Genomic DNA, 13,149 nt, shown 5'->3' with positions numbered 1-13,149 from the left:
ATATCATTACTAAAATTTTTTAAACTATAAATAATATTTATCTTTATTTTACATGATTAAATTTTATATTTCTTAAATCCTTTTTTGTTTATTCTTTTTGTTTTAGTAAATGCTTGATTTTTCTGAAAATTTAACTTAGAATTATTATGAAAGGATGTGATTGCAATGCTAGTAGAGGAACTTAATTTAGAAACTAGGTGCAAAATCTATACTATTACAAAAAAGGTTTTAAGAAAGTATCAAAAGGGAATCATTTCTGGTAAGCTTACATCTGACAAGTTTGTTCATAATATTTTGTGTGATAATTCTATTCATCAAATTTTACCAGATGAAATATTAGAAGAACGTGATTTTATCAATTCTTACCATAGATATGTAGACAAGCTAATCTGTATTCAGAATGATAACCTTATTAAAAGTAAAAATAAATACCATAAAAAAATAAGTGAAAAACCTGATATGTCTAAAGTATTAAAATTAAAACATTTACTTAGCGATACTGGATATGTTCTATCTATACCTTCTCAGTATCTTACTATTAATGATATCGATAATATATCAAAATATATTACTACTGGAAATATAGATTTAGGTAATGAAAATATTTACAACTATGTTTATAAAGAACATTAATAAAAAATGGAGTAAACAAATTCTTTTTAGGATTGTATACTCCATTTTTGTATTAACTTTATATTGACATTCCTGCTAAATATCCTGTAGAAAATGCTATTTGCAAATTAAATCCTCCTGTATATGCATCTACATCTATAACTTCGCCTGCAAAATAAAGGCCCTCTACTAGTTTAGATTCCATTGTACTGGAATTTATTTCTGATGTTTTCACACCTCCAGATGTAACTATAGCTTCTTCTATAGGTCTATATCTTTTAACATTCATCTCTATATTTTTAATTGTGTGAACTAAATTTTTTCTTTCTTCTTTTGTTATAGAATTTACTGGAGTTTTTCTATCTATCCCAGATTTTTCTATCACTACTGGTATCATCTTACTAGGAAGTAATTCTGATAAAGAATTTTCAAATTTATTATTTATGAACTTTTTAAAATCTCTTTGTATTCTTTTATCTAATTTTTCATAATCTAAAGCTGGTTTTAAATCTAAGATTATTTTATAATTTTCTTTTGATAAATCTTTCATAATACAACTTGCTGATTTTATAATCGGGCCATCGATTCCATAGTCTGTAAATTCCATTTCACCAAAATCATCATATATTTTTTTATTTTTATTCCCATATACAACTATAGAAACATTTCTTAAACTAAGTCCTTTTAATTTATATACAAATTCCTCATTTATTTCTAATCCTATAAGAGATGGTTTAATTGGAGTTATTTTATGTCCAAGTTTTTCAGAAAGCTTATATCCATCGCCTGTAGATCCTGTTCTTTTATAACTCGCTCCTCCAGTTGCAATTATAACAGCATCTGTTTTTATCTCTTTGCCATTATCTAAAATTACCGATTCTATTTTTTTATTTTTTTCTTTTATATCTTTAACACTTTTTCCTGTAATCAATTTTATGTTTTTTCTCTTTATTAACTTAGCCATTGCATCTACTACATCTATAGCTCTATCACTTTCAGGAAATACTCTATTTCCCCTTTCTGTTTTTAGTTTAACTCCTAAACTCTCAAACATATCCATAACTGCATCATTTGTAAATGTATAAAATGCACTATACAAAAATTTAGAATTTGTATTTACATTGGCTATTAATTCTTCAATTTCACAATTGTTTGTTATATTACATCTTCCTTTTCCCGTTATTAAAAGTTTTCTACCAACTCTTTCATTTTTTTCAATTAAAATCACATCTAAACCTTTTTGTGATGCTGAATAAGCCGCTGTCATACCTGCTGGACCAGCACCTATTATTACAACTTTTTTCATAAATTAAGCTACCCTTTCTTTATATATTTAATTTTTTAAAAACATATGGTGCTCCTGCAACTCCCCATATAACTACAAATGAATATCTACAAAAATCAATAATCATACTTATATTGTTTTTTAGATAAATATTATATAGTATAAATTTAGGTACTATATAAACTAATGCTAAACTTAATATTCCAACAATAAATCTAATACTACTTTTTATAATAATCTCTTTTTTATTCAAATTTTTTATATTTATTGTATCAAATGAAATATATTCTTTTTCTAAAAAATATCCAACTGTAAATCCAAAAATGAGAGCAAAAAATTTTACATATTCATTACTTTTCAAAATAATAGCCATTATTGCAAATGGTATTAATAACAAAAACATTTCTGTATACTTTCCACTTATTTCAGCTCTATCTAAAATTTTTATTAAAAATATAGTAAATAATATCCCCAATATAAATCCTAATATAACATCAAGTGGCCAATGAACTGCTAGATATAGTCTTGATAATCCTGCACCTGTCACCATTAGAACTGCTAATATTTTTAGCCATTTTTTCTTAAATAAAATAACTATTGACGTCCAAAATGTTGTTGCTGTTTGTGTGTGTCCACTTGGAAAAGAATATCCAGTTGCAGTTTCCACTCTCATAGATTTAAGTCCATATTTTCCTATTGGTCTTTCAATCTTAAAATAATCTTTAATAGCTCCATTTAATGCAATATTTCCTGTAAGAGAATATAACATTCTTTGTCCTGCTCTTTTGTCTATACACCAGTAGATTATTGAAGTAATAATCACTACAATGGGTGCTTCTGTACTTATCGTGAAAAATAAAAAAATAAAATTTAAGATTGGATTTCTTATACTCTGAAAAAATAAAAGAATTGGAAGCTGAATATTTTCAAAATATTTTATATTATTCATACATATTACCTTTCTTTTGTATATTATAAAGGCATACTTAAAAAGCATGCCTTTACTCTTAAAAAATTTTAATATTTTAGTATTTATTCTTCTACATCTTCAACTATACCAATATATGGAAGATTTCTATATTTTTCTGCATAGTCTATACCATAACCAACTATAAATTTATCTTCTATTTCAAAACCAACATATTCTACATCTACATCTACAACTCTTCTACTAGGTTTATCTAAAAGTGTACATAATTTTAAACTTTTTGGTTCTCTTATTTTTAACTCTTTCACTAAGTTACTAAGAGTTCTTCCTGAATCTATTATATCTTCAACTATTAAAACATTTCTATTTCTTATATCAGTATCTAAATCTTTTAAAATTCTAACAGTTCCAGATGACTCTGTTCCTTCTCCATAACTTGAAACATTCATAAAGTCTATTTTTACATCTAGGTCTATCTGTCTTATAAGGTCACAAGTAAATACATTTGCCCCTTTTAATATTCCAACTACTAGGAGTTCTTCTCCTTTATAATCATTTTCAATTTTTTTACCCATTTCTTTTACTTTTTCTCTAATCTGTTCTTCTGTGAACATTTTTCCAGTTATCTTATACATAAATTCCTCCTAACCAGTTATTTGGTTTTATAAAATTAATAAATCTTTACAACATTTACAATTATTATATTTTTTAGATACTATTATTATACTCTAAATCAGTATTTTTTTAAACATTATTTAATTTTTGTAATATTTTACACTTGATTTTTGATTTTTATTATATTTTTTGTTATATTAATTATAATAAATTTTATATGTCTATTAAAATATATAGGAGGAAATATAATATGGAAGAATTATATAAAGCTATAGAAGAAAAAATCCTGTCGTCTGGTTACAAAGGTACTTTTTCTGGAGAAGAAGTTTACAATGATATTTGTGATGAGATTGAAGATAAAGAAAATGGAACATATCTTTTAATTTCTAAAAAAGATAGTGGTGATGTTTTTACTTATAATGTTTCTATTTTTGATGATAATTTTAATCTTTCTGTTTTGAAAATAAATAGTGAAAATGAAGAATTTATAATAAATTTCGATGAATAAATTTAAATTTTGGAGGTATGAAAATGAGTGTAAATCATGGTGCAAATTTATACGAACTTTCTGCTAAATATGGTTTTTCTAAAGAAGATTTTATGGATTTTAGCTCTAATATAAATCCATTTGGTTCTTCTAAAAAAGCAAAAGAATATGTTATTAACAATATAGATATGGTATCTATGTATCCTGATCCAGAATATATAGACTTAAAAAATTCTATATCAAAATATTGTAATTGTAAAAATGATAATATAATTTTAGGAAGTGGGGCTACTGAATTAATATCTTCTTTCATAGATACTGTGAATCCTAAAAAAGCAATTTTAGTTTCTCCAGCTTATTCTGAATATGAAAAAGAGTTAAATAAAATAGGATGTCAAATAAAAAAATATTATTCAAAAAAAGAAAATGATTTTAAAATAGATCCTATTGATTTAGCAAATACAGCTAGAGATGGCGGCTATGAGTTAGTTATCATTTGTAATCCTTGTAATCCTACTGGATTTTCTTTTTCAAAAGATCAAATAAGAGAAATTTTATCTATCTGCGATTCCTATGTAATGATAGATGAAACTTATGTTGAATTTACTGATACAAATAAATATTCATCTACTCCTCTTGTTGATGAATTTGATAATTTATTTGTTATAAGAGGTACATCTAAATTCTTCTCTACACCTGGAATAAGACTAGGATATGGACTTATTTCTAATGAAATGATTAAAGAAAATATATCTAAAAAATTAGATTTATGGAATATAAATATATTTGCATCTAGAATGGGTGAAATTATGTTTATTGATGATGAATTTATAAAAAATACATCTTCTCATATGTCAAAAGAAAGAGATTTTTTAGAAAATGAATTAAACACTTTATCTCGTTTAAAAGTTTACAGAACTTCTAGTAATTTTATACTTTGTGAAATAGTCGATAAAAGTATGACTGCAAAAGAACTTCGAGATAAATTAATTCCTAAAAAAATAATAATTAGAGATTGTAAATCTTTTGATGGACTTGATGAATTTTTCTTTAGAGTATGCATTTTGAAACCAGAAGAAAATTTACTTTTAATTAATGAACTAAAAAATATATTTGAAAAATAAAAAATATATTTCATTTTACAATTTATAAAATCATACAAAAAAGCAGAAGAAATCTCTTCTGCTTTTTTATTTGATATTTTTAAATTATTATATATCTTTTAATAAACTTTCTATATCTTCATCTATATTTAAATCAAAGTCTTCATCAAAATCTTCTAAATCTGTACTAAATTCAAGATATTGATTATCTATACTAGCTTCATCATCTATATCATTTATCTCTATTCCTGAAGCAAAATCATTTAATATACTAGATTCATTTTCATCTATAACATCAGATAAACTACCTTCTTCATATATTGGATTTTCCATCATTTTATCATCTAAAGATATTTCATGATAATAAGATATATCCTCATCACTTCCTAATTCTAAAAATCTATATTTACCTTCCCAAACATTTTTACTCAAATCGTCCACCTCCAGTAAAGAATTTATTAGAATTAATTCCTCTTATATCATTTTCAGAAGTCTTATAAAGATTATCAATAACATCTTTTCTTCTTATATCGTCTTCTTCTGAATACATAAGTTGCCCAAAAGCATACATCTCTGTTATCTCTTCAAATAAACTTTCTTTTAAATTTTCTGATTTAATCTTATTATATTCTAATCCTAATTTATAAAATACAATATATAATCGCTCATTCATTTCTCTTATGTAGTAAGGATACATATTATCTATTATATGATTTAATTTTTTTAATATTTTATCCATAAATAGATTTAATTTATCACTTTCATTCTCTTTTAACATTCTATAAACATGTCTTCTTCTATCTGAAGGTGATAATACAAAGTCTAAATTACTTAAAATAATTTCAATATCATTTAACCCATCTTTTAGCATATATGCAGTATCTGCAAATATTTCTCCAAAATCTCTATATATACTTCTATCTACTTTTATATTTTCTTTATCAAAGAATTTTTCTCCACTTTTTTCTATAACAGAAGGCATATATACACTTAGCGTATCTATCTCTTCTTTTTTATTTTGAACTTCTTCATATAACATATTTACTAAATTTATTCTTACTTCATCAGTTGTATTTTCTTTTTCTAGAGATTCTCTAACAAACTTCCTTGTATTATATAAATCAGCAAAGAAATTATATAATATCATATCATTCATAGATTTAGACCAATTTTTATAAAGTTCTTTATTATCAGCTTCTGATAGTTTTTCTTTTTTTGAATCTAAAAATACATCTCTTAATAATTTTTCAATTGTTTTTGTTTTTAAATAAATTCTTACATACTCATTTTTAAATCTTATATCTGTTGCAAAATAATCTTTATTTATTTTTTCTTCATTATTTTCTTTTATTGTAATTATATCTACTATATCTTTATCATCAATAGACATTATTTCTTTTTCTTCTGACTTCATAAGTTTTAAAATTCCATTTTTATTTCTTATAAATAATGGATTACCTTTTTTCGTAAAGCCAATGTCATTTTTTTGAACTTTAGGAATAGAATCTATATCTACAATTTTTTTATTTTTTTCACTTAGATACAGTTTGAATATGTTTTTTCCATCGAAAATTATATTTTCATTTCCAACATTTATTCTGCTACAATTCTCAAACTTTGTTGATATTATTTTTTTCTTAGTTTTTTTGTTTATTATTATTAAATTTTCATCGTATCTAACTAATAACATATTTGAATTGTTATAATCGAAGCCATCTATATTTCCAGAAATTCTACTAAATACTATATCACTATCATTCGGTAAATTACCTATTTTTTTATTTGAAGATATCATTTCTTCAAAATCAGCTGGCAACATTCTTTTTATGTTATTTGAAAATATTTGAACACTTCTTGCTATTATAGATTCTCTTTCTATATGAAAATATCCTTTAAACGAAATCTGATTTCCTTCTATTAAAAATCTTTCTATATCATCATAATATATTTCAAATCTATTTTTACCACTTATGAATACAAATTTTTCATGGTCTTTATTTATTCCCCCCATAAAAACTCTATCTTCATCTAATACAAAGAAACTTTTACTATCATTTATTTCAAAAATAAAATCTCTTTGATTTTTACATATTAGTGAATAATCTTTTATATTCATTTTTATTTTTAAATTTCCAACAGACTCTCTAGAGTTTTTACCAGTTATAACATCAAAAGGAACATTTTCATCATATATAACTATCTCTTCATTTTCTAATGATGCTGATAACTTTATCTTATAATCTGAATAACTATAAACATATCTTGTTCCAGTATCTGATAAAACATCTTCTTCATTACCTATAATTACATTTCCTAAATTAGTTATAAATAACTTTTTTTTAGCTGGTGAATATTTATTTATTCCTTCTAAACTAAATCCATCAGATAATTCATATATTATTTTTTCTCCAAGTTTTAACACTAGAAACACTCCAATCTTAAAATTTTAAGTTGTTTTTAAAATTATTGCTGCCTAATCTTTTAGACAGCAATAATAAACAATAAACTTATTCTGTTTTACTAGACATTATTTCTTCATAAGTTTTATCCATTATTTTTGAATAATCATTGAAATTCTTTCTAGATTGTAATTCTTCTTTCAAAGTATTGTATGCTTGTTCTGTTTCTTCTTTATTCATAGATTTTGCTTTTAATCTAAAATCTTCTATTTTTAAATCACAATATCTATCATATTTTTCTATATAACCACTAAATCCTTTTGATTTAAGTGTTGATAATTCTTTTTTAGCTTCTGAATAAACTCCTGTATCTCCACCTACAAATACTTTGTAATAACTTCCTATAGTTATAATCTCACCTTTTAATCCTTTTTTATCAAGCTTTTCAATTAGATTTTCAGCATTTTCTTTATCTTTTAATGATCCAGCATAAACTCTATAGTATTCTCCACCTGTTTTAGCTTTTTCAATTTCTTCTGCTCTTTTAGCTTCTTCTGCTGCTATTTTTTCAGCTTCTTCTTTTTTTCTTTGTTCTTCTTTTTGTTTTTGCTCTTCTATCTGCTGTTCTGCTTTTATTTGTTCTTGTTTAGCTTCTTCCTGCTGTTTTTTCCTATTTATTGTTAAGAAATAACCTGTAGCTACTACCGCTATTATAAGTATAGCAATTATAAAATCTAATTTTTTTCTAGATTTTTTATCATCTTTATTTGGTACAATTACTACTTCTTCTTCTATTTCTACATCATCACCCTCATAATCGTCATCTACATATTCAATTATTTCTTCTTCTGTTTCTACAATATTACTATTTTCTACAGCTTCTTCATCTGTATAATATTCATCTTCTTCGTAATCACTTTTTTCGTCTATATCTTCATCTGCATTTTCATCATATTTATTTTTTCTTTTAAATATTGAGAAAATACCACCTTTTTTAGATTCTTCCTCTTCATCTTCTTCTATTTCTTCATCATTAATTTTTTCAATACCTGCAATTTTTGATATTTCATTTAAATCATTTTCTTCTTCATTGACCTCTTTATCATTTTCTTCTTCGTCTTCTTTTGCAGATATAATTTCTTCATTGTATTTTTTGTTATCACTATCTAATTTATCTTCTTCTGTAGTTTCTTCCTCAATTTCTATTTCTCTTTTTATCTCATTTACTGCTTTTTTTGCTCTTTCTACAGGATCATTTTCTTTATTAATCTCTTCTTGTTTTATTCTTTCTTGTCTTTCTTCTTCTAATTCTTTTCTTTCAATATTCTCAATTGCTTTTCTTCTTTTTTCTAAATCTTTGTGAATTTCGTAGTTTTCTTCAACATTTTCATCAGTATTAATATCATTTGATTCATTAATTTCTACATTATCAGAATTATTTGTTTCTATATTATTATCTAAATTATCTAAGTTTTCTTCTGTTGATATATTTTCTTCTACTTTTTCTACTTCTTTTATTTTAACTGCTGGTATTATTATAGATGGCTCTATTTTTCTAGTCATTCTATTTCTAAATGGCTCTGTTTTATCAGCATTTTCAAGCATATAAATATATTCTTCTATATCTATATCAACAGGTAATGTCCTTCTTGAAGTTGCTGGTGTAGTCGCTTCTAAACAATCTTTATTTTTTCTAAAATATTTACAAGCTTCTTTCCAAGTTTCTATTTCTATAAATTTCTTTTCTTTTATAACTTTTGCTATAAATTCACTGAAATTTTCTTCTCCAAATTCACCAGATACAGTAAGTCTCATCGCTCCTTCTATTAAAGATCTACTTTTTAAGAATTCAATTAAAACTGTTGCTGCTGCAAATTCATATATTACTCTTCCACCAAAACCAAAAGCATCTTCTTTTTCTAAGTTTTCTAATTTTAAAATTCTTTTATATTCTTGCTCTACATTATCATTTATTTCTGCATTTGAAATGAATTTTATTCTTTTTGCAAATTCAACGTCTATTATATTGTTTTCATTAACTTCTTCTGTATTTTCTAATTCATCTTCTTCTAGTTCTTCTTTTTTATTATTTCCACCAGATAATATTCTGTTTACAATTAATATTATCTCTCTTTTTAATTCCATTCTAGCGTCTGATGGATTCATTAAAAATATTTCTACACTATCTTCTTTTCTAAGACTAAGTTCTCTTAAAGTCATTGTTAAGACTTCCATATATATATTTAAAACTTTATAATCTTTTTGAAGTCTTTTTATTTTTTCAGAGTTATCCATTTTATCGTAATAATTAAAACTCTGTACATCTGCATCTTTTAGTTTATCTATTCCATCTCTTTTTGCTATGTTTATATACTTTCTACATTTTGCGTTTATAAGTTCTAAATCACTTTCTAATTCATCTATGTCTGGAATATATTTTTCTAAAATCCATTTTGATACTATAGGTTCTGTATTTCTAGATAATGTTTTATAAAATAAAACATTATATTTTAATAAATCTATATATTTATTTTCATTAAGTTCTACTTTTTCAAATTTTTTATTAAGTATATTATCTAGTTTTTTATTCGTTTTACTTTCCTGTTTTAAAAATCTTTGGGTAACATTCAAAACAGTTCCTTTTATAATACTATTCAATCTATTCACTCCCTACAAAACAATTTTATATACTAATACTTACTTTATATAATTGTACTCTTTAATATACTTCTATATTATATCATTTATAAGCTATTATTCCACTTATAATAATATCATTTTTTTAATTTATTTTCATTATTCTTTATTTTTTTATAAAATTTTAATTCTTATAAAAATATATAAAATAAAAAACGCTAGCATTAATGCTAACGTCCTTAAAATCAAAACGATAATGAGCAAGTCTATAAGCGGAGTTCTGTATTAGATAATCATCTTTCTAGGCTTATTGTCACCAATAAGCTCAAGCGACCTACCAACCGGAGAGTACGAGCAATACTCTTTTAGCCCTATTTTGGTCTTGCTCCAGGTGGGGTTTACATAGCCGACTAGTCACCTAGCCGCTGGTGAGCTCTTACCTCGCCGTTCCATCCTTACCATTTCTGGCGGTTTATTTCTGTTGCACTATCCTTAAGATCACTCTCACTAGGCGTTACCTAGCACCCTGCTCTGTGGAGCTCCGACTTTCCTCACGCAACTTCTCAGTTGCCCGCGATTATCTGGCTTACTCAATATTAAATTGACTAAACTATTTTAACATATAGAATTATCTATGTCAAAAAAAATTATAAAAATATCAATTCTATTTTTATATAATTTTCAGTTGAATTAATTCTATTTTTATATAGTTAATATTTCAAATAGCCGTTATAATTATATGTATATAATATTTTAGAAAGGGTTATATTTGTTAGTTAAAAATACATATTTTATCTATCAAATTTTTAAATTATGAAAAATTTTTTAAAAAATCTTATATCACTAATATTACTTGTTGTTATGTTCGTAAGTGCTTATAAAATAATATCCACTTTATTAGACTATAAAAAAGCGAGTGATACATATACAGAGATACGGGAAAATTATAGTCCTGAAGCAGAAGATGGGTTTATAGAATCAGATTTAAAAAATATAAATCCTGATTATAGATTATGGCTTTTTGTAGAAAATACAAATATAAATTATCCAGTTGTATCTTATGGTAATAATGACTATTATCTATTTAGAGACTTTTTAGGAGAAGATTCAAAATCCGGTACTTTATTTATGGATTATAGAAATAATTTTGAAGAAGATAAAAGTACTGTAATATATGGACATAATATGAAAAATAAGACTATGTTTAATAACTTAGAATTATTTAAAGAAAAGAGTTTTTGGAATAAAAATTCCTTAATTCATATTTATAGAGGTGATTATGAGTATATATACAAACCTTTTTCTATCTTTGTTGCAGAACCTTCTTTTGATTATGTTAGAGTTGGTTTTAATGGAGAAAATGATTTTAATGATTATATTAATATAGTTAAGAAACATTCTACATTTTGGGATAACAATTCAAATTTAACCTTAAATGATAAAATACTTACACTTTCAACTTGTAGTTATGAATTTAATGATGCTAGAACAGTATTGCAAGCAAAATTAATTAAAAAAAAACCTATTAAATAAGGAGGTAAAATATGGATACTACTACAACAGATTCAAGATTTTCTAGTGAAGCAGAAGAAAAAGAATATAAGAAAAATATTCTAAAAATTGCTCTTTTTGTAGGAGAGCTTATGATAAAAAATGGTGCTGAAACATCTAGAGTTGAAGATAGCGTTCTAAGAATATGTAGATCTCAAGGATTTTATCATGCAAATGTATTTACAACTCCTACTGTTGTAATAATTTCTGATGAAAAATTTGATGGTTTTTGTTTTATGAAGACTATCGATAGAAGAGGAATTAACTTGAATAAAATCTCTATGCTAAATAATTTTTCTAGAGAGTTTTGTTCTGTAAAAAATCCAGATATAGATAAATCTATTGCTGAGTTATATGAGATTGATAAAACAAAATCTTATCCATTATGGTTTTTCTATTCATGTACTGGCCTTGCTTCAGCTTGTTTTGCATGTCTACTTGGTGGAAATCAGATTATTAACTTTATATTTACTTTTATCGTCGCTATAATTGGAGATATAATTTATGATCAAATTATGAAAATAAGTTCTATATCTGCTTTTTCATGTGTAGTTTCTTCATTTACTATAACTATACTTGGAGTTATACTTACTGAAATGAATATAATAAATACTCCTACTATGCTTATTGTTGGTTCAATTATGCCACTTCTTCCAGGGGTTGCTGTTATAAAATCTATAAGAGATCTTATTTCTGGAAATCTTATTTCTGGTATATCTAGAGTTTTTGAAGCTTTTATGATTTTATTATCTATAGCTTCTGGAGTTGGAGTTGTGTTGGATTTATGGTTTAAATTAGGAGGTGTTTTATAATGGGAGATTTATCTCTATTAGCTCACTTTTTATTTGCTGCTATAGCAACTGCTGGTTTTGCTGTATTTTTTAATGTTCCTCTTAAACTTTTATTTCCATCAGCTGTTGTTGGTGGTATTGGGTGGATAATATATCTACTTGTAATGGAACTTACTAATAATACATCTTTATCTGGTTTTATTGCTGCAGCTTGTGTATCTATTATGAGTGAAATTTTGGCTAGGAAATTATATCAACCTGCAATTTTATTTGTAATTTCTGGTATATTGCCTCTTATACCTGGTATAGGTCTTTATAATACTATGTTAGCTATAATACAAGAAGACTATATGACTGCTGCTACAAAAGGTGCTACTGCTTTTTTACTTAGTTGTTCAATTGCTTTTGGTGTACTTGTTATTTCTGCCTTAGTTAGAACTGTAAATATATATAGGTTTAAAGGCGATTTATTAGCCAATTTGAGACCTATTCTTAAAAAGCGTGAATTTAATATAGAGTATGATCCAAATAGTAAAAAGAAAATTTCCAAAAAGAAATTAAGTAAAAATATAAAAGTTAAAGAAAAAGATTTTAGTAATTTAGTTACAGAACATACAGCAGAATTTGAACTTCACCTTAATGAAGATGATGATAAAGAAAATGATAATAATCAATATTAATTTATAATAAAAAATCCATTTGATATTCAATCAAATGGATTTTTTTATTTTAATATTAAAA

Annotated in this window: 12 protein-coding genes and 1 other RNA gene; 6 read left to right on the top strand and 7 right to left on the bottom strand. The window is 24.7% G+C overall.

The features are described from left to right. The first annotated feature begins 165 nt into the window (after positions 1-165). Positions 166-633, top strand: a complete 468-nt coding sequence (locus Q1J78_RS03120) for a hypothetical protein (RefSeq protein WP_300278165.1) — start codon at positions 166-168, stop codon at positions 631-633. A gap of 58 nt (positions 634-691) precedes the next feature. On the opposite strand, the gene Q1J78_RS03115 is transcribed toward Q1J78_RS03120, so the two are convergent. From Q1J78_RS03115 to hpt, 3 genes are all read right to left on the bottom strand, one after another. Next, entirely contained in the window at positions 692-1,918 is a 1,227-nt protein-coding gene (locus Q1J78_RS03115) for a BaiN/RdsA family NAD(P)/FAD-dependent oxidoreductase (protein ID WP_300278162.1), read from the bottom strand. Between the two features lie 19 nt (positions 1,919-1,937). After that, entirely contained in the window at positions 1,938-2,720 is a 783-nt protein-coding gene (locus Q1J78_RS03110; protein ID WP_300278159.1) for a phosphatase PAP2 family protein, read from the bottom strand. Between the two features lie 209 nt (positions 2,721-2,929). Then, on the bottom strand, positions 2,930-3,460 hold the full coding sequence (hpt, locus tag Q1J78_RS03105) for a hypoxanthine phosphoribosyltransferase (protein ID WP_300278156.1): 531 nt from the start codon (positions 3,458-3,460) through the stop codon (positions 2,930-2,932). Between the two features lie 230 nt (positions 3,461-3,690). Between hpt and Q1J78_RS03100 the strand changes: the two genes are divergently transcribed. Beyond that, on the top strand, positions 3,691-3,948 hold the full coding sequence (locus Q1J78_RS03100) for a hypothetical protein (protein ID WP_300278153.1): 258 nt from the start codon (positions 3,691-3,693) through the stop codon (positions 3,946-3,948). 23 nt (positions 3,949-3,971) lie between these two features. Next, positions 3,972-5,051, top strand: coding sequence for a pyridoxal phosphate-dependent aminotransferase (locus tag Q1J78_RS03095; RefSeq protein WP_300278150.1), 1,080 nt, complete (start codon positions 3,972-3,974; stop codon positions 5,049-5,051). A gap of 87 nt (positions 5,052-5,138) precedes the next feature. Here Q1J78_RS03095 and Q1J78_RS03090 read toward each other — a convergent pair whose 3' ends face one another. The 4 genes from Q1J78_RS03090 to rnpB all read right to left on the bottom strand — a co-directional run bounded on the left by Q1J78_RS03090 (position 5,139) and on the right by rnpB (position 10,659). After that, the gene (locus Q1J78_RS03090; protein ID WP_300278147.1) at positions 5,139-5,462 is read right to left on the bottom strand and encodes a hypothetical protein; all 324 of its coding nucleotides are present in this window, start codon (positions 5,460-5,462) and stop codon (positions 5,139-5,141) included. Next, the gene (locus tag Q1J78_RS03085) at positions 5,455-7,452 is read right to left on the bottom strand and encodes a hypothetical protein (protein ID WP_300278144.1); all 1,998 of its coding nucleotides are present in this window, start codon (positions 7,450-7,452) and stop codon (positions 5,455-5,457) included. The genes Q1J78_RS03090 and Q1J78_RS03085 overlap by 8 nt, the downstream gene beginning before the upstream one ends. Before the next feature lie 85 nt (positions 7,453-7,537). Then, complete coding sequence (locus Q1J78_RS03080; RefSeq protein ID WP_300278141.1) at positions 7,538-10,087, bottom strand: SPOR domain-containing protein; 2,550 nt, start codon at positions 10,085-10,087, stop codon at positions 7,538-7,540. Positions 10,088-10,319: 232 nt separating this feature from the next. Then, an RNA gene (gene rnpB / locus Q1J78_RS03075) (RNase P RNA component class A) lies at positions 10,320-10,659 on the bottom strand. A gap of 220 nt (positions 10,660-10,879) precedes the next feature. Between rnpB and srtB the strand changes: the two genes are divergently transcribed. The 3 genes from srtB to Q1J78_RS03060 are packed head-to-tail and all read left to right on the top strand — an operon-like array spanning position 10,880 to position 13,088. Continuing rightward, positions 10,880-11,599 (top strand): class B sortase, encoded by a 720-nt coding sequence (gene srtB, locus Q1J78_RS03070; RefSeq protein ID WP_300278139.1) that lies wholly within the window; start codon positions 10,880-10,882, stop codon positions 11,597-11,599. 11 nt (positions 11,600-11,610) lie between these two features. Next, on the top strand, positions 11,611-12,429 hold the full coding sequence (locus Q1J78_RS03065) for a threonine/serine exporter family protein (RefSeq protein WP_300278136.1): 819 nt from the start codon (positions 11,611-11,613) through the stop codon (positions 12,427-12,429). Then, complete coding sequence (locus Q1J78_RS03060) at positions 12,429-13,088, top strand: threonine/serine exporter family protein (protein WP_300278133.1); 660 nt, start codon at positions 12,429-12,431, stop codon at positions 13,086-13,088. Before Q1J78_RS03065 ends, Q1J78_RS03060 begins: the two co-directional genes overlap by 1 nt. The last annotated feature ends 61 nt before the right edge of the window (positions 13,089-13,149 follow it).

The organism is Peptacetobacter sp., from assembly GCF_029264495.1.
In the GTDB taxonomy this organism is placed as follows: Bacteria; Bacillota; Clostridia; order Peptostreptococcales; family Peptostreptococcaceae; genus Peptacetobacter.
The sequence above is the reverse complement of the archived record's forward strand: the minus strand, read 5'-3'. Positions and strand labels throughout refer to the sequence as shown.

Bases quoted from the DNA above. Each gene is read 5' to 3' on its own strand.
- Q1J78_RS03120 (WP_300278165.1), top strand. From the start codon at position 166: ATGCTAGTAGAGGAACTTAATTTAGAAACTAGGTGCAAAATCTATACT.
- Q1J78_RS03115 (WP_300278162.1), bottom strand. From the start codon at position 1,918: ATGAAAAAAGTTGTAATAATAGGTGCTGGTCCAGCAGGTATGACAGCG.
- Q1J78_RS03060 (WP_300278133.1), top strand. From the start codon at position 12,429: ATGGGAGATTTATCTCTATTAGCTCACTTTTTATTTGCTGCTATAGCA.
- Q1J78_RS03100 (WP_300278153.1), top strand. From the start codon at position 3,691: ATGGAAGAATTATATAAAGCTATAGAAGAAAAAATCCTGTCGTCTGGT.
- hpt (WP_300278156.1), bottom strand. From the start codon at position 3,460: ATGTATAAGATAACTGGAAAAATGTTCACAGAAGAACAGATTAGAGAA.
- srtB (WP_300278139.1), top strand. From the start codon at position 10,880: ATGAAAAATTTTTTAAAAAATCTTATATCACTAATATTACTTGTTGTT.
- Q1J78_RS03095 (WP_300278150.1), top strand. From the start codon at position 3,972: ATGAGTGTAAATCATGGTGCAAATTTATACGAACTTTCTGCTAAATAT.
- Q1J78_RS03065 (WP_300278136.1), top strand. From the start codon at position 11,611: ATGGATACTACTACAACAGATTCAAGATTTTCTAGTGAAGCAGAAGAA.